Origin of the sequence: Shewanella jiangmenensis (genome assembly GCF_018596335.1) — a bacterium.
Taxonomy (GTDB): domain Bacteria; phylum Pseudomonadota; class Gammaproteobacteria; order Enterobacterales; family Shewanellaceae; genus Shewanella; species Shewanella jiangmenensis.
On sequence record NZ_JAHEPS010000001.1, the window covers coordinates 164,273 to 180,636 of the forward strand.

19 protein-coding genes and 1 tRNA gene are annotated in these 16,364 nt (G+C 54.1%); 6 read left to right on the forward strand and 14 right to left on the reverse strand.

What is annotated here, in order from left to right:
* Positions 1-13 precede the first annotated feature (13 nt).
* The 11 genes from flgJ to KJI95_RS00825 form a co-directional block, all read right to left on the reverse strand.
* A complete protein-coding gene (gene flgJ / locus KJI95_RS00775) occupies positions 14-1,171 on the reverse strand; it encodes a flagellar assembly peptidoglycan hydrolase FlgJ (RefSeq protein ID WP_214505266.1) in 1,158 nt (385 codons plus the stop codon).
* 27 nt (positions 1,172-1,198) lie between these two features.
* A complete protein-coding gene (locus KJI95_RS00780) occupies positions 1,199-2,290 on the reverse strand; it encodes a flagellar basal body P-ring protein FlgI (protein ID WP_214505267.1) in 1,092 nt (363 codons plus the stop codon).
* Positions 2,291-2,301: 11 nt separating this feature from the next.
* Positions 2,302-2,976, reverse strand: a complete 675-nt coding sequence (flgH, locus tag KJI95_RS00785; RefSeq protein WP_214505268.1) for a flagellar basal body L-ring protein FlgH — start codon at positions 2,974-2,976, stop codon at positions 2,302-2,304.
* Between the two features lie 12 nt (positions 2,977-2,988).
* On the reverse strand, positions 2,989-3,777 hold the full coding sequence (gene flgG / locus KJI95_RS00790; RefSeq protein WP_214505269.1) for a flagellar basal-body rod protein FlgG: 789 nt from the start codon (positions 3,775-3,777) through the stop codon (positions 2,989-2,991).
* Positions 3,778-3,789: 12 nt separating this feature from the next.
* A complete protein-coding gene (flgF, locus tag KJI95_RS00795; RefSeq protein WP_214505270.1) occupies positions 3,790-4,533 on the reverse strand; it encodes a flagellar basal-body rod protein FlgF in 744 nt (247 codons plus the stop codon).
* A 333-nt stretch (positions 4,534-4,866) separates the two neighbouring features.
* The gene (flgE, locus tag KJI95_RS00800) at positions 4,867-6,228 is read right to left on the reverse strand and encodes a flagellar hook protein FlgE (RefSeq protein ID WP_214505271.1); all 1,362 of its coding nucleotides are present in this window, start codon (positions 6,226-6,228) and stop codon (positions 4,867-4,869) included.
* Between the two features lie 27 nt (positions 6,229-6,255).
* The gene (gene flgD, locus KJI95_RS00805; RefSeq protein WP_214505272.1) at positions 6,256-6,984 is read right to left on the reverse strand and encodes a flagellar hook assembly protein FlgD; all 729 of its coding nucleotides are present in this window, start codon (positions 6,982-6,984) and stop codon (positions 6,256-6,258) included.
* Positions 6,985-7,010: 26 nt separating this feature from the next.
* Entirely contained in the window at positions 7,011-7,424 is a 414-nt protein-coding gene (gene flgC, locus KJI95_RS00810) for a flagellar basal body rod protein FlgC (RefSeq protein ID WP_214505273.1), read from the reverse strand.
* A gap of 2 nt (positions 7,425-7,426) precedes the next feature.
* Positions 7,427-7,825 carry a flagellar basal body rod protein FlgB gene (gene flgB / locus KJI95_RS00815; RefSeq protein ID WP_214505274.1) on the reverse strand — a complete coding sequence of 133 codons (399 nt, stop codon included), beginning with the start codon at positions 7,823-7,825 and terminating at the stop codon, positions 7,427-7,429.
* Between the two features lie 228 nt (positions 7,826-8,053).
* Positions 8,054-8,887 carry a CheR family methyltransferase gene (locus KJI95_RS00820; protein WP_214505275.1) on the reverse strand — a complete coding sequence of 278 codons (834 nt, stop codon included), beginning with the start codon at positions 8,885-8,887 and terminating at the stop codon, positions 8,054-8,056.
* Between the two features lie 159 nt (positions 8,888-9,046).
* The gene (locus KJI95_RS00825) at positions 9,047-9,967 is read right to left on the reverse strand and encodes a chemotaxis protein CheV (RefSeq protein WP_214505276.1); all 921 of its coding nucleotides are present in this window, start codon (positions 9,965-9,967) and stop codon (positions 9,047-9,049) included.
* Positions 9,968-10,169: 202 nt separating this feature from the next.
* Here KJI95_RS00825 and flgA point away from each other — a divergent pair, with 202 nt between their 5' ends.
* The 3 genes from flgA to KJI95_RS00840 all read left to right on the forward strand — a co-directional run bounded on the left by flgA (position 10,170) and on the right by KJI95_RS00840 (position 11,971).
* Positions 10,170-10,877 carry a flagellar basal body P-ring formation chaperone FlgA gene (flgA, locus tag KJI95_RS00830; protein WP_214505277.1) on the forward strand — a complete coding sequence of 236 codons (708 nt, stop codon included), beginning with the start codon at positions 10,170-10,172 and terminating at the stop codon, positions 10,875-10,877.
* A gap of 74 nt (positions 10,878-10,951) precedes the next feature.
* Positions 10,952-11,281, forward strand: a complete 330-nt coding sequence (flgM, locus tag KJI95_RS00835; RefSeq protein WP_214505278.1) for a flagellar biosynthesis anti-sigma factor FlgM — start codon at positions 10,952-10,954, stop codon at positions 11,279-11,281.
* 264 nt (positions 11,282-11,545) lie between these two features.
* The gene (locus KJI95_RS00840; RefSeq protein ID WP_214505279.1) at positions 11,546-11,971 is read left to right on the forward strand and encodes a flagella synthesis protein FlgN; all 426 of its coding nucleotides are present in this window, start codon (positions 11,546-11,548) and stop codon (positions 11,969-11,971) included.
* A gap of 168 nt (positions 11,972-12,139) precedes the next feature.
* On the opposite strand, the gene KJI95_RS00845 is transcribed toward KJI95_RS00840, so the two are convergent.
* Both KJI95_RS00845 and KJI95_RS00850 read right to left on the reverse strand, forming a co-directional pair.
* A complete protein-coding gene (locus KJI95_RS00845; RefSeq protein ID WP_214505280.1) occupies positions 12,140-12,592 on the reverse strand; it encodes an LPP20 family lipoprotein in 453 nt (150 codons plus the stop codon).
* Positions 12,589-13,236, reverse strand: coding sequence for a FlgO family outer membrane protein (locus KJI95_RS00850; protein ID WP_214505281.1), 648 nt, complete (start codon positions 13,234-13,236; stop codon positions 12,589-12,591). The genes KJI95_RS00845 and KJI95_RS00850 overlap by 4 nt, the downstream gene beginning before the upstream one ends.
* 333 nt (positions 13,237-13,569) lie before the next feature.
* Here KJI95_RS00850 and KJI95_RS00855 point away from each other — a divergent pair, with 333 nt between their 5' ends.
* A complete protein-coding gene (locus KJI95_RS00855; protein ID WP_214505282.1) occupies positions 13,570-14,745 on the forward strand; it encodes a flagellar assembly protein FlgT in 1,176 nt (391 codons plus the stop codon).
* Positions 14,746-14,799: 54 nt separating this feature from the next.
* Positions 14,800-14,875 (forward strand) — tRNA-Arg (locus KJI95_RS00860).
* A 105-nt stretch (positions 14,876-14,980) separates the two neighbouring features.
* On the opposite strand, the gene KJI95_RS00865 is transcribed toward KJI95_RS00860, so the two are convergent.
* Entirely contained in the window at positions 14,981-15,208 is a 228-nt protein-coding gene (locus KJI95_RS00865) for a hypothetical protein (protein ID WP_214505283.1), read from the reverse strand.
* 368 nt (positions 15,209-15,576) lie between these two features.
* Between KJI95_RS00865 and KJI95_RS00870 the strand changes: the two genes are divergently transcribed.
* Positions 15,577-16,344: a hypothetical protein gene (locus tag KJI95_RS00870; RefSeq protein WP_214505284.1), complete on the forward strand. Its 768-nt coding sequence runs from the start codon at positions 15,577-15,579 to the stop codon at positions 16,342-16,344.
* The last annotated feature ends 20 nt before the right edge of the window (positions 16,345-16,364 follow it).

Consider the following 16,364-nt stretch of genomic DNA (forward strand, 5'->3'; position numbering starts at 1 on the left):
TTATGCCTCCGGCTCAGTTATCGCCAAGCGCCATGGCTTTCAGCTCAGATACCACGGCCTGCATCACCCTCATTACCTTATCGGCATATTGGGGATCGGTTGCATAGCCTGCGTTTTGCAGTCCCTGAACAAAGCTTGCCGGCCTGGCCGCCTGCTTGAGCGCATCGGCGTAACGGTCGGCATTGGATAAAAAGTCAACAAAGTCGTTAAAGCTCTGCTCCAGACTGTCGTAAACCCTGAAGTCGGCTTTCTGGCGCACCGCCACCCCGTGCTCAAATTCCAGGGTACTGACCATGGTCTTGTCCCCTTCCCAGCGGCGGTCGGCCTTGATGTTAAACAGGTTATTACCGGCACTGCCGTCCGCGCGGCGTACCACTTTCTGGCCCCAGCCGGTTTCCAGTGCGGCCTGGGCAATCAAGACCTCAGGCTTGGTGCCAAGGCGTTTTGCGGCTTGCTCGGCAAGCGGCATCAGCTGGCGGATAAAGTCCTGACGGTCGCTGAAGTTCGCATCCTGGCGCGGGCCGTCATTAAGCTTGTTAAGTGGCGCGGCTTTGGCAACTTCGACAGCCGCTGCTGGCTCACGCCCGGCAAGCAAATCGTCAAACACCGCCTCGGCGCTTGTGGCATCGTTAAGCTGCGGTCCCTGATGAATGTCATCGAGCAACAGCGGCGAGTACGGCACAGCGCTCACGGCGTGCTCCGGATTGACAGCGCGCAGCGCCTCCGGCAGCTTGCCATCAGTAGGAGTGCCATCGGTGCGCGCAGCATCGTCAGCAGCATCGCTGCGGCGCAGCATCTCAGGCACATCGTCCATAGCAAAACGCTTGTCACCGCCAAGCACAGAGGCCGGGGTTATCGGGCTGTCTTTGGGTGACAGTTGCTGCACCATCAAATCGGCAAGCCCGAGAATGCCCTTTTGCGACATGTCGACCGCCATCTGCTGGTCACGCATCTCTTCGTAAAACTTGGTGTACTGACTGTTAAACGGGCTGTCGGATTCAAACACCGCGTTGGCATCGCGCATGCTCTTCATCAGCATCTGCACGAAAATCCCCTCAAACTGCTTGGCAACTTCCTTCAGCGCGCCCTTGTCATCGGCTTTGGCCTGGGCACGAAGCTTGTCCAGGCCGCCGATGTCGAGGAAGTGCGAGGCGTTCGAGAGCTTTTCCATAATGGGTTGCCAATTAACCGACTGAAATCAGATGACGATAAGCTCGCCATGCAAAGCGCCTGCCATTTTTAGCGCTTCGAGGATTGCCAGCACGTCCGATGGCGCAGCGCCCACCAGATTCACCGCCCGCACCAACTCATCAAGACTGGTGCCCGGGTTAAACATAAACATGCGGTTATTGGCCTGAGCCGCATCTATGGTGCTTTGATCGGTCACCACGGTATTGCCGCCGGCAAGGGCATTAGGCTGTGAAACCTGCTGGTTTTCGGCGATGGTCACAGTAAGGCCGCCATGGGTCACGGCCGCCGGCAGGAGTTTGACGTTCTGCCCCACCACTATGGTGCCGGTGCGGGAATTGACGATTATTTTGGCCGACTCGTCGGCAGGCTCCACTTCCAGGTTTTCAAGGGTGGCCAGAAACGACACCCGCTGCGAGGCATCGCGGGGGGCGTACACCTGCACCGAGGCGGCATCGAGTGCCCGTGCCATCTCGGGGCCGAGCAAATCGTTGATGGCATCGGCCATACGCTTGGCGGTGGAGAAATCGGCTCGGTGCAGGTTAAACGTTAAAAAGTCGCCACTGGCAAAGGCCGATGGCACGGCACGTTCCACCAGCGCCCCATTGGGAATACGGCCAACGGTAGGCGTATTTTGAATAACCTTTGAGCCATCAAGGCCCTCGGCGCTGAAGCCGCTGACCACCAGGCTGCCCTGAGCGATGGCGTAGATATTGCCATCAACCCCTTTCATAAAGGTTTGCAGCAGGGTGCCACCGCGCAAACTCTTGGCTTCACCTATGCTGGACACTGTCACATCAAGTGTCTGTCCGGGCTTGATAAAGGCCGGCATGTCGGCATGCACAGCCACCACGGCCACGTTTTTAATCTTGGGTTTAACGTTGGCCGGCAAATTGATGCCGAAGTTTTTCAGCATGGTGGTAAAGGTTTGCTCTGTGTAGTTGGCCTTTTCACCTGTGCCGGGTAAGCCCACCACCAAACCGTAACCAATCAGCTGGTTACTGCGCACGCCCTGCACGGCGGCGATGTCTTTGATGCGCTCGGCCTTGGCCGGTACCACCATGGCAATCAGGGCGGCGGCAAGCAAAATTCTGAATTTCATGACGCTACTCCTTAGAAGGGCCACCAGCCACTTAAGAAAAACTGACTCAGCCAGCCGACTTTCTGCGACTCGGCAAAGGTTCCGGTGCCGCTGTACTGAATGCGGGCGTTGGCCACCCGGGTCGATTGGATGGTGTTGTCGGGGGTAATGTCCTGGGGACGAACCACGCCGGTCACGCGGATAAACTCATCGCCGTTGTTGATGGTTATCCATTTTTCGCCGCGAATAACGAGGTTGCCGTTGGACAGCACCTGCATCACGTGGGCAGAGATATTGCCCCTGAGGCTATTGCTCTGATCTGTGCCCGCTTCACGCTTGGTGTTCATGCTGTCCTGATAGCCAAGGTCGAGGGTGTTGCCGCCAATGGTCACAGGTACGCCCAGCGCCGACACAGGGCCAACTGACAAATCATTGTTTTTCTTGATTTCATTATTGGCACTTTTGCTTGCCTGGGTGTTTTCGGTCAGCATCACTGTGATGATGTCGCCGACCCGGTGCGCGCGGATATCCGTGTAAAGGCTTGCCGCCTGGGCGTCCATAAAAATCGAGCCCGTGGGCTCAAGCGCCACCTGCGGCTCCTCGGGGAACACAGGCGCATAGTAAGGATCGTCAGGAATGGGTTTACTGTCAGTGCTGGCACAACCGCCCAGCACCACCAGCGAAGACAACAGCAGCAGCCTAATCATGGCTATCACTCCTCAGAGATTCTGATTCACGTAAGCCAGCATCTGATCCACAGCTGAAATGACTTTCGAGTTCATTTCATAGATGCGTTGGCTTTCGATAAGGTTGACCAGCTCCTCGGTCACGTTCACGTTTGAGGTTTCAAGTGCGCCCTGGCGAATAGCGCCAAGGCCATCAAGAGAGGCAGTACCCTGAATGGGCGTGCCGCTGGCACCGGTTTCGAGGTACAGGTTCTGACCTATGGGGTCAAGGCCGGACGGGTTGATGAAATCGGAAATCGTCAATTGTCCGACAATCTGGTTTTCCGCATTGCCCGGAGTTTTCACCGACACTTCACCTTCGGCCGACACGGTAATACTGGTGGCATCATCGGGGATGGTGATGGCCGGCTGCAGCACATAGCCTGAGCCAGGCGTCACTATCTGACCTGTGTCATCAAGGGAAAACTGACCGTTACGGGTGTAGGCGGTAGTGCCATCCGGCAACGCAATTTCGAAAAAGCCGGGGCCTTCAATCATCAAATCCAGCGCATTGTCGGTGGTGAGCATATTGCCCTGGGTAAACATTTTCTGGGTTGCCACCACCTTGGTACCGGCGCCGATATTCAGGCCGTTTGGCAGCTTGGTGTTGGAGGCGCTGATGCCGCCCGCCTGGTTAACGGTTTGATAAAGCAGGTCTTCAAACACAGCGCGGTCTTTTTTAAAGCCCACGGTACTGGCGTTGGCGACGTTGTTGGATATCACGGCGATATCGGTTTGCTGTGCATCTAAGCCAGTTTTACTGATCCATAATGCGGGATGCATAATCCTGTCTCCTTAGCCAATACGTACAAGTTGAGCAGAAGCCTTATCGTTTTCTTCTGCGGTTTTCATCATTTTTACCTGCAGCTCAAACTGCCGCTGGATGTCGATAAGGGCGACCATCTCTTCGACCGGGCTTACGTTACTGCCCTCGATGGCGCGGCTCTCCACCGATACGGTTTCATCAGCCGGCGCCGTGTTGCCGTTCATCATCCGAAACAGGCCATCATCGCCGCGCATCAGGTTTTGGTTGCCGGGATTGACAAGCTTTATCCGCGCCACTTCTTCGACCACTTCGGCGGTGGCGCCCTGAGGCCTTACCGTGATGGTGCCATCCTGGGCAATTTCGACTTTATCAATCGGCAGTGGCAGTACAATCGGGCCTGCATCCCCCATCACGGCGTGGCCCTGTGAGTTGGTCAGAAGTCCGGTTTCATCAAACTTAAGACTGCCGGCGCGGCTGTAAGCCTCATTGCCCTGTGCATCCTCTACCGCAATCCAGCCATCGCCCTTAATGGCAATGTCCAAATCCCGGGCGGTGGAATTAATCGGGCCGTGACGAAAACTTGCCTGCGGGTTTTCCGTCATGGAAAACACCCGGGTGGGCAGCCCTTCACCAAAGGCCTGCATTGCCCGGGATTGCTCCAGATCGGCCTTAAAACCATCGGTGTTGGCGTTGGCCAGGTTGTTGGCGCGCACCGCAAGCGAGTTGAGGTTTTGCTTGGCACCACTCATGGCAATGTAGAGAAACTTATCCACGGCAAGCTCCGTCAAAGAAATAGCATGGACAGTTCAAAGCAATTACTATGCCAGTGACGTAATCTTGCACTTGCCTCGTGCTGACGCGGGCGAAATAGTATCAAGCAGGCGCAGCCGTGGGAGGCTGCAGCAGACGGAAAAGCCAGAAACGGCTGGACGAGAAAAACCGACTTAAACGCGATTAAGCTGCTGTAAAAGACGGCAACGAAGCGCAGAAACCGCACGAAAACCAACGTAGCGAAACGCTGTAGCCACGGGCAAAACATAGCCGCAAAACACTGCCGCAAAACACGCAAAAAAAAGCCGCCCGAGGGCGGCAATCCAGAGATGAGATCAGCGGATCTGCAGGATGGTTTGCTGCAGCGTGTTATTCACCTCAAGCGTCCGGCTGTTGGCCTGGAAATTACGCTGGGCCGAAATCAGGTCAACCAGCTCAGTGGTCAAATCCACGTTGGACTGCTCAAGTGCCGCCGAGCGGATGGAGCCGAAGGTGCCACTGGCAGCTTCACCTGCAAGCGCGGTACCGGATGCCAAACTCTCCTTCCAGGAGGTATTGCCAACCTGAGTCAGGCCCTGCTCGTTGGGGAAACGCACCAGCGCCACCCGTCCAAGCGGCACTGTGCTGCCGTTGCTGTAGGCGGCCTTGATAAGGCCATCTTCACCCACTTCGACGTTGGTCAGACGACCGACTGTGGTACCGTCCTGGGTCAGCTCTGTCACTTCAAACGCAGAGGCATACTGGGTGGGGTTGGCAAAATTGATGGTGATGGTCTGGCTGCCATCGGCGCCCGGACCAAGAATGCCCGCACCGCCCACACCAAGGTTCTGGGTAGTGATAATCGCAGGGTCGGTACCGGTGTAGGTACCAGTGCTATTGAACTTAAGCACGGCGCCGGTCCAGCCGCCGGTGGTTTGGGCAGTGCCCGTGCCATCCGGGGTGCCATCACCGTTGGTATCTGTCTGATAGGTACCGGCCGCGCCATTAAGGTTCACCGGCTGACCATCGAGGGCGTAGTATGCCACCCAGTTGTTTTCGCCTGTGTAAGCGCCATTATTCGGACGCACAAAATAGGTGGTCAGAATGTGGGGCTCGCCGAGCGAGTCGTAAATGGTGGACGAGGTTGAGTTATTGAAGGTGGTGGGATCTTCAGGGTCAAACGCCGCAGGATCTTTGGTCTTCTCACCGGCATTGAGGTTCATCTGAATACCGACGTTCTCGGTTTTGACCGGGCTGCCGGCGGTGTCAGGAATTTGCACCGGACGGGTGGTAGTCAAGCTTACCGAGGTGGAATTACCAAACTTGTCCACCGGGAAGGTTTGCAGGAAGTTACCGGCAGAGTCCACCAGATAGTTGTTGCTGTCGACCTTAAAGGCGCCGGCGCGGGTAAAGCTGTAGTCACGAGCCGAAGGGTCGGCCGAGGTCACAAAGAAGCCACCGCCGCTGATGGCCAAATCGAGGGCGTTGCTGGTGAACTGCAAGCTGCCCTGATGGAACTGCTGGGCAACCTGAGTGGTCGTCACACCGCCACCCACCTGGGTTTTACTGTTGGCAAAAATCGACGCGGCATACACATCGGCAAACTCGGCACGGGACTCTTTAAAGCCGGTGGTGTTAACGTTGGCGATGTTGTTGGCCGTGGTGTTCAGATCTTTCTGTGCGGCTGCAATCCCGCTGAGTGCAATATTAAAAGACATAAGTTTATTACCTCACTTGTCTGTGGCTCAGCCTTCAGCGACTGCCAGCACATCGGTTAATTTAATCCCGCCGACACCGCGCAAATTCAGGATTGCGCCCGTTGCCGCCGTCCCCAGCGACACGCTGGTCACATGGGCGTAAGTTGACACCGGCAATTCCTGGGCCTTGCCGTCCACCTTGCCGCTGGCTTTGATGGTGTAATTTCCTTCTGCGACCGGTTTACCCTCGGCGTCGAGGCCATCCCAGTTCACATCGATGTTGCCGCCTTCGCTGCCATCAACGGTAAAGCTCTTCACCAACTGCCCTTTGGCATCCTCAATCCGAACCGTGATTTGGTCTATCTTGGTTGGGGTACTGATAACGCCCTTAATGTTTGGCTCTTCTTTTGACACATTGCCGGTGGCGGACGGGATCAGCACCTTCTGCCCTACCAGACCCGAAGCCTGCAGCGCCTGACTCGAGGTCATCACGGTGTTGAGGTTCAGAATGTGGTCATTAAGCTTGGCGATACCATCCACGGTCGAAAACGATGCCATCTGGGCAATCATCTGATCGTTTTCCACCGGTTTGAACGGATCCTGCATCGATAATTGCTGCGACAGCAGCGCAAAAAAATCTTCCTGCGTCAGCTCTTGCTTCTTGGCTTCCGGCACCGCCGCGTTGGTCTGCAGCCGCACGCCATCCAAAAACGGATTGCCGGAGCTGGTAGTCTGCTGCGCCGCCGTTGCCTGACTAATGGAGTTTAAAAAACTCACGGCCTACCTCCTGTCATCAAGCCTGATTACTTGCCCATTCTCAATGTCTGCAACAACATGTTCTTTGCAGAATCGGCCACCTGGGCATTCATCTGATAAGAGCGGGATGCCGAAATCATGTCGGCCATCTCTTCCATCACGTTGACATTGGGTTTGTAGATAAATCCGTCTTTATCCGCCATCGGATGATCCGGGTTATATTCTTTTTGCAATGGCTTGTCGCTCTCGACAATGCCTTTGACACTCACACCGCGGGACGCCTGATCCTGACTGGCCTTGGCAAGCTCAGCCTCAAACACCGGATGACGTGCCTTGTAAGTCTTATCCACGCTGCTGGATACCGAGTCGGCGTTGGCAATGTTACTGGCGGTGGTATTCAGGCGCACTGACTGGGCAGACATGCCCGAGCCAGACACATTGAAGATATTGAATAAACTCATGATTAATCTCCTTTGAGGGCCTTTTTCATGCCGTTGAACTTGCCTTCAAGAAACCCAAGTGACATCTGATATTCAATGGCATTCTGCATAAATGCCGACTGCTCCTGCTGAATATCCACCGTATTGCCATCACCGGTATCGGGCTGATTGGGCACCCGGTATTGAACGTGTTGCCGGCTCAGGGCTTGCAAATCAAAATGGCCTTCGCTGGTACTTGCCATCTGCATGCCGCGCTGCTGACTGCGGGCGGCCGCAAGCGCATCGGCAAAGTTGACATCGCGGGCCTTGTAGTGAGGGGTGTCGGCATTGGCTATGTTGCTGGACAGCACTTCTGCCCGCTCGGCACGAATGCCGAGGGTGAACTGATGCACGCCAAGCGCCTTATCGAAACTGATCGCCATAAAATTGCCTCCTCCAATGGATGGCAATTTCAAAGCAATTCATGTGCCAAATATCAAGACTGTTCGTAAAGGATGCGGCGACCGAGCCCTGAACGGCGTGATTCGAGCGCGCATAAAAGCAAAAAGCCAGCCCTTAACAGGCTGGCTTACTTGTGAAATCTGGCGTTGTGCTTATCAAAGAAGGTACGGCAAGGCGGCTTATCACCACGCCAAAAGCAACCAAACGCGTCAGGTCTTTTTCTGGTAGTAGATGCCGGGGTTACAACGCACCATATCAAACTCGTCGGTTAAACCGGCAATCGACTCAGAGGCGCCCAAAAACAGTATGCCTTTGGGGTTTAAGGCGGCAGCAAATTGCCGCAGGATTTTTGCCTTTGCCTCCGGTGCAAAATAAATCAGCACATTGCGGCAAAAAATGATGTCGAATTTGCCAAGCAAGGTATAGCTTTCCAGCAGGTTATGGGCGCGGAAACTCACCAGGCGGCGCACATTGTCCTTCACCCGCATGTTGCCGTTTGGCAGCGAATCAAAAAAGGCTCGCTTGCGTTCATCTGACAGGCCGCGGCCAAGCGCCAGGCTGTCATACTCGGCCTGTTTACAGCGCTCCAGCATGGACGGCGACAAGTCGGTGGCCTGAATGCTGGCGCTGCCCGGCAAACCACCCGGCCTTTTTTGCTGAAACTCAAGAATGGTCATCGCCAGCGAATAAGGCTCCTGCCCCGATGAACAGGCGGCAGACCAGATTTTCAGCGGACGGCCCAAACGGGCGTATTCAGGCAGCAAGGTATTGCCAAGCAATTCAAACGGATATTTATCGCGAAACCACAGGGTTTCGTTGGTGGTCATGGCATCGATGACTTCGGCACGTAATTGCCGCTCAGTCGGCTTCATCGAGTGTTTGACCACTTCAGACAACGACGGAAGATTGTACTTGCCCATCAAAGGCGCAAGTCGGCTGCGAACCAGATACTGCTTGTTTTCACCAAGCACAATGCCGCTGTGTTGCTCGAGAAACAACCTGAATTGATTATATTCCGCTTCAGCCAGTGATTTGTCCGACACCGTATCCCATCCTGAATCTGATGAAGAAGGTTGACATAACAAACTGTTAACCTTCTGATTTTATTCCCCAAAATCGAGCGTTGCTTTATACAGCATCATACCCGGCAACACAAGCGCCCTTGCTGGAGTATAACCCCAGCCAAGGGAATTGGTATAAAGCTACAGACTCAAATGCTTGTTCACCGCAGCCGCCAGCTCATCGGGGTTAAATTTGGCGATAAAATCGTTGGCGCCAACCTTTTGCACCATGGCCTGATTGAACACACCGCTTAAGGAGGTGTGCAAAATCACCTTGATGTCTTTAAGCTTGGGATCGTCACGGATTTCCGCCGTCAGGGTGTAACCGTCCATCTCCGGCATTTCGATATCCGAAATAATCAGCGGAATTTCATGGGCAACGTTACTGACTTCGGCCGACATGGCCTTGAGTTTCTCTAATGCCTCACGGCCATCTTTGGCGGTGTCGATTTGCAGCTCAAGGGAGGTCAGCGCGCGGATAATCTGCTTACGGGCCACGGCGGAGTCATCGATTACCATAATATGGAAATGCTGCTCGCGGTCGATAGTCAGCTGCGCATCGGTGGTTTCACTGATGGATGTGCGAACCGGGCTGATTTCATCGAGGATTTTTTCCACATCGAGGATTTCGACCAGCTCACCTTCAATCTCGGTCACCGCGGTCAGGTAAGAGTAACGGCCAGCGCCCTGGGGCGGCGGCATAATGGCTTCCCAGTTCATGTTGATAATGCGCTCAACGGAGCTGACCAAAAAGCCCTGTACACTGCGGTTGTATTCAGAAATGATGATAAAACAGTTTTGGGTGTTCTCAATCGGCCGTCCGCCGGTGGCGGCGCTCAGATCAATCACAGAAATCGTGGTGCCACGAATATGCGCAACCCCGCGCACATAAGGGTTCAACTTTGGCAGGCTGGTTAATGGCGGACACTGCAGGACTTCCTTGACCTTGAACACGTTAATCCCGAAACGCTGGCGACCGTTCAATTTGAACAGCAGCAGTTCAAGACGGTTCTGCCCCACCAGTTGGGTACGTTTGTTGACTGACTCAAGAATGCTCGACATAACTTCGCCTTAGTTGTCTTGATTGAATGGCGCCGAAGTCTCCGGGGAGCTTAGGCATATAACTTGCTTTGAGCTGTCACCGACAACCTGTGCCCCGCTTCGTCAAACTTCTGACAGTACCTGCAAGAGGTTTGTACAAAGGTATTCCGGCAGTAACTGAAAGTATAGGTGTATTCTGGCGCGACACGCTAGTCTCTTCATTATGAAAGTAAAGTTTGTACTGATTTTGACAATTTGGCTGTTAGCCCGTCCTGTTTGGGCAGGCGAGGAGGCTGTGCCTCCCAGCTTATCGGCCATCGCTGCGGCAGCTGAAGCCGCCGTTATTGAAAAAATTGACGCCCCCGACGGCGCCAAAATCACAGTCGAAGCGCAAAACCTCGACGCCCGGGTTAACCTGCCCCGCTGCCAAAGCCCGGTTGAAGCAAGCCTTGCCTCCGACAGGGCCATCTCGCGCAACAACACAGTTAAAGTGAGCTGCATCAGCCCGGACCAGGACTATCCATGGCAGATTTTTATCTCGGTGCGGGCCGAGGTGCTGTTTCCTGTGGTGGTCGCCACCCGCCCGCTGGCAAACGGCGATATTTTATCGGCCGACAACCTTGAGCTTAAGTTCGTTAACCAAACACAGCTGAGGGGGCAACAATTTGCCGCCGTCGATTCACTGTTTGGTACCCGGGTAAAACGGCGCATCGCCCAGGACTCGCCCATCTTTGCCGCCAATCTGTGCTTTGTGTGCAAGGGCGATGCGGTGTCTGTGTATGCCAAAACCAGCACGGTCGAGATAAAAATTCAGGGCGAAGCTTTGGCCGATGGCAATCAGGGTGATAGGATAAAGGTTAGAAATATCAACTCAAACAAAGTGTTGGATGCCACCGTCATCGGCGTTGGCGAAGTTGAAATCAAATTGTAAAATAGCCTAAAGCTTTCGACGGCCCGGCCGATAAGATTTCAAAGAAACCCGAACTGCCAACATTGGAGCCCAAGATGGCTATTGAATTACCCAAAAACAACGCGGTCACCAATCGCGTCGCGACCACAGCCGCCCCCGTTGGTGCTGGCCGCAGTCAACAGGCCGCTGGCGCACAAACTGCGCAGCCCCAGGCACCTCAAAAAGCCGATTCTGTGATGATCACCAGTCAGGCGCAGCAGCTGCAAAGCGTGCAGTCGAAACTGTCGTCACTGCCTGAAGTGGATCAAAAGAAAGTGGCTGAAATCAAGCAAGCCATCGCCGAAGGACGTTACAAGGTTGACCCTGAGAAACTGGCGGCCAATATCGCCCGTTTCGAAAAGGAGATGCAGGACCTCGACGCATAAGCGTCTGCCAACTTCGGGTTTCGCTTGGCCTCAGGCCGGACACTTTATTGTGGCCGGCTTTTTGCATTCTTTTTGCCATTCACTTTTTACTGGCGCCGCAGTCAAACTGCTGCGCTCATCCGCCCCTGCTCCGTCTCCCCGCCTAAGTGGGCAATGGTGAGCAATTGAAAGAGCAAGTGCGGGTAAATGCGGGCAAATGCAGTCAAGTGTCGGCAACATGCGGCAACTTACCGCGATGATGCCGCCATAATATAGGTAGCGACCATGAACGAACTGATGCAATTACTCACTGGCCAACAATCCCTGCTCGATGAGCTGTTAAGCCTTATCAGCGCCGAGAAAGAGGCCCTGATGACCCAGGACGCCACTGCGTTAATGGCCCTTGCCGAGAAAAAATCCAGCGCACTGATTGCCCTTAGGCGCAACGATGCCGCCCTTGAGCAGCACCCCGAGCGCGCAAAGCTCAATGAAGACGAGGCACTGCGCGAAGCCGTCAGCCACGCCAAAGCCACGCTCGAGCAATGCAAACAGCACAATGCCGCCAATGCCCAGTTAATTGAGCACAGCCAGGCCAGCATCAATCGCCTGGCACAGGCGCTGCAGGTCAGCCGTAACGCAAGCTCGCTCACCTACACAGATAAAGGCAAAACCTCCACCATCGCCTCCCTTGGCAGCAGCATCGAAGTGTGATGCGCGGCGGCCGCGCGGTTTACTCAGCGGCTTACTTTCCAGTTTAAGGATTCAGGTTCAGGCCCTTGTTCAGTTCAGTTCAGGCTATTCAGCAAACCCGCACTTTAACCCCTTAAACGTCAGCCATAAAAAAGCCCCGACTTGCGGGGCTTAAGCATGGAAACGCGTTTAAAAGTAAGTGACTTCTTTTACCCGCTGCGGCCGGTTTTGCTGCTGGTAAATGGCCCAAACCCGTGAGAAATCAAGTTCCAGCTCAGTGATATAGTGCTCCCCTTCCGGATAGCTTCGCACCACCCGCGCGCCGCGAATAATGCCCGACACCGACGCCTTGATGTTGTCGCTGCCCATGGCCCAGTCGTTCACACTGGCAGTGGCGCTGATCTTCTGGCCGTACACCTGCTCAGCAAGCTCACGATAAGCGGCAAGTTTGGAGGCCTGCATCGCCATCAGCACCCGCTCAGACTGGGTTTTGGCCGGTTGAATTGCCAGCGGCGCATAGCCCACTGCCGTCAACTTGGGGAAGCTCTCCGGCGGCACGGTTTCCCACAGCACGTAGCGATCGCTGCTGGCACAGCCCGCGAGCAGCAACAGGGTAAGGCCCAACATCAACACTCGGCTCATTTGTCTTCTCCAAGCAAACGGGTATTGTCCATTCCGGGGTGTTCATGGCGATACAGTAAGCCATCTTTGGACACCACCTGAGGGGAATATTCAAGATAATCACGCAGATCGCCCGGGCGGCTGAACGCCTGTGACGTCGCCACTATCCGGCCATTGCCGATATCCACAATGCGGCTGAAAACCGACAAGCCGTCTTTACCAAGGCTGTAGCTCGCCACCAGCACATGGCCGGCAGAGGCGCTGTCGCTAAGCTTTTGCCAGTCGCGGCTCTGGTACAAATCGCCTTTGTCAGTCACCCGCAGCGAATGGGTCAGCGACACATCCACCACATTGAAATAACGGGCATGCAGCGCTGAAATCAACCCCTGCTGCAACTGCCTGGCAAAGTCGCCTGTCTGGTTAAAATCTTCCACGCTCACCGGCGTTGCCACCACCACAGGCTGAGTCGGGGTCAGCACATCGTTGGTCAGCAGCAGCTCGTTGACTATCTGCTGCGCCAGAACATTGACTTGTCCACGCTGGGGATAACCCGCCTCCCCGTAGGACACACTCTGTGGCACACGGGTTTCAGCAAAGCTTTGCGCCGATAACAGCAGCGCGGCTGCGGTGGCTATCGTGAACGTGGCGTTTACGGCTGCACGCATAGACTAAGTCCCATTAAATTCAATGCATTAGGTTTTAAGCTGCGCCAAACGCGCAGGTCAGATACCAAAGTATCGGCACGGCTGCGCCAATCTTTACCCCTATTTATGCCAAAGGCCGGAGAAATGCCGCGACCCCGACCGACCCCGAACGAGATATAAAGCGAGATAAAAGCCGCGGCCCCTGAGTATCAATACGCACTAACAGGCATGGGTTTTGCAGTACATCGACAAGCCGGCGCAGCGGCCGCATTTCCGTCACTGAAAACGGCAATGCCTTTTTAAGTAAACCGCGCCGGAAAGTTTATTCAAACCGTGCTTATCAGGACAGGTGTTATGGCCAAGTTCACATCCGCGTTGCTCGTTGCAGCTCAGCTAATCTCCTTGCCAGCCATGGCCGATTGGGTCGAGGCCCGCGGCGAAGCGGTTATCATCAACGGTGACATCGCCAAAGCCCGCAACGAAGCCATTGAACAGGCCATCAGTTACGCCAGCCTGCAATCCGGGGTCAGCTTTGAATCCAGCCAGCAAAGCAACGGCGGCCAGCTCACCGGCCAAAGCCAGAGCCTGTATCAGCAGATGATGACGGGCCCCATTCAGCTTATCGATGAAAAAGTCGAGAACAACCGCCTCAAGGTGCATCTGCGGGTGGAGCTGATGGACGACCCAAGCGAAAGCTGTCAAAGTTCGCGCCTGAAAGCCGCAATCCTTATTCCCGAAACCGGCGTGCTGGAGCGCAGCCAGTTATCCCAGGGGCAGCTCAATGGCCTTGGCCGCAGCGTATCGACTCAGCTTGCCAAACGGCTCGATGGCTTTTCTGCCACAGGTTTTGCCAACCTCAAGGCCGATATGCGCCTTAAACTGAGCCCAAGCCAGTTGGCGGCGCCGGATTTTCGCCTGCCGGACTACCTTGCCAACGAAACCGACAGCCAATATATCCTGGTGCCGCAAATCCATGATTTATCAACCGAGCCTGCCAACAGCCGCTTTCTTGGGCTGATGAAAGACGCGCCGCTGCGGCAATTTTCAATCAGCCTTACCCTGTTTCACGGCATCAGCGGCGAAATCCTCTGGCAGCAAACCTTTATGGACTCGGCGCCATGGGAGTTTGAGCGCAATGAAAGCGTCTCGCCCCAAAGCGACCGCTTCTGGCGCTCAGCCTATGGCCGAACGATAGACAAGGTGCTGGGCGAAGCCAGCAAAGAGCTTGATAACGTGCTGATGTGCCGCCCGGTGCTGGCACAGGTGGTCGCCAAACAAGGCAGCCGCGTGGTGCTGAACCTTGGCCGCCGCCACGGCCTGCAGGTGGGCGATGAGCTTTCTATCGTGCTAGCCAAAAACCTGCCCGACCGGCTCAATCAGCACCGCACCATAGGCAATAACATCAAAACAAACATCAAGATAGCCCAGGTCACCGAATACAGCGCCTACGCCGAGCTGTCGGGCATTGGGGGCATCGACAATATTCAGGTCAGCGATTTTGCCATCAAAATCGAACCGCCCAAGAATTAACCAGTTAAAAATCAAGGCTTTTAATCAAACACAAAAAAGGTATAATCGGCGGGTCTCCCTATAGCTCAACAGGATAGAGCAGTCGCCTCCTAAGCGACCGATCGGGGTTCGAGTCCCTGTGGGGAGACCACACCTACCCTCCCGTGCCTGCTGGCACATCTCCAAGCTTTCTTTAGATCCTGCTTCTCGGCCAACTCAAGTGTTTCAATCAAGCTCTGCTACCCATTTACAGAGCCTACTGACACAGCCCATTTGCAGAGCCTGCTGACAGCGCCCGCTGACACAGCCCGATGAAAGAGTCCGATGAAAGAGTCCGCTGAAAGAGCCTTTTAGCTTGGCTGTAACGCCCTTGTTCCGCATGCACTATGGCAACATGCACCATGGCAACACGCACCATGGCAACACGCACCATGGCAAACTTGCGCCGTTCCGGCAACCTCCGGCTTTGGGTGTCATCAATCATCTGCTGTCCGCAAGTCAGTTGAGCAAACGCAACTTTCTGCAATAAATAGCAAAAGTCCTACAGACGAATGAAAAGCACTGTGGTACCTTCGGGCTAATTGGAACACTTGTTCCATACAATCATACCCTTAGGAGCCCCTCAGGAGCAGCATCTAAGGAGCGACAGGAACGCTGGAATCCAAAATTCAGTGGCGGAAGCGTGTCTAAAGGACAAACAGCTCGCGCGGCAACCAAATAAGCTATCTGTGTTGGTACTTTTTGCTTCGCCGATACATAAATCACCTCCTTCCTTAGAAGGAAGATCATGCTTGCAAGGTAACCTACCTTGCAGGGTATCACTAATAAAATGTTCAGCGTTGGAGATAAATTTTGATTTCTGATGTGAAATTAGAATACGAAGAAAAGCTTGTCGCTTTTGTCGATATTCTCGGATTTTCTAGCCTGATAGGGAAAATAGAAGAGGATGAGAAGTTACATAAAGTTTTGCACTGGGCCTTAACGCATATTAATTCATATAAAAGAACATCGGAGATGGAAAACACGGCGCATTCTGATTTAGAGGTTAGTGTTTTTTCAGACTGCATTGTTGTAACAAGTGATATGAATAACTTCCATGCTCTTGTTTGGGCTGTCGGCTGGCTTCAGGCTCAACTGTTAGGTGGTGGAATATTAACCCGAGGCGGCATTTCCATTGGTAAAGTGCACCATTCTGATGGCATCTTATATGGATCAGGAATGCTAAATGCGTACCGTATCGAGAATAGTGCAGCAGTCTATCCAAGAATTGTATTAGATCCTATTTTTTCGGTTCGATTACCTGAAAAGTACAAGTCAGTCTTTTTGTCTTTAGATTTTGATGGGTTGTACTATATCGATCCATTTACATTTAATGGCAGTATTGGTGATGTAACAGCATTAGTTGAAGATGGCTGGGATCCACATGAAGTTTACTTGGATGAAGTCGGGCGTCACATTGAAAATGGCATTGCATCTGCTAAAAGAGTTGACCATCGGTCAAAATGGACATGGTTAGCTGTTCGATATTCAGTTGCCAGAGAAGCTTACTTACAAACTGGTGAAACCAAGCTAGCACAGGCTTTGAAATATACTGAACAAGTCAATTCAGCCGAACGCTAACGCGTCGACTGATTGAAGCG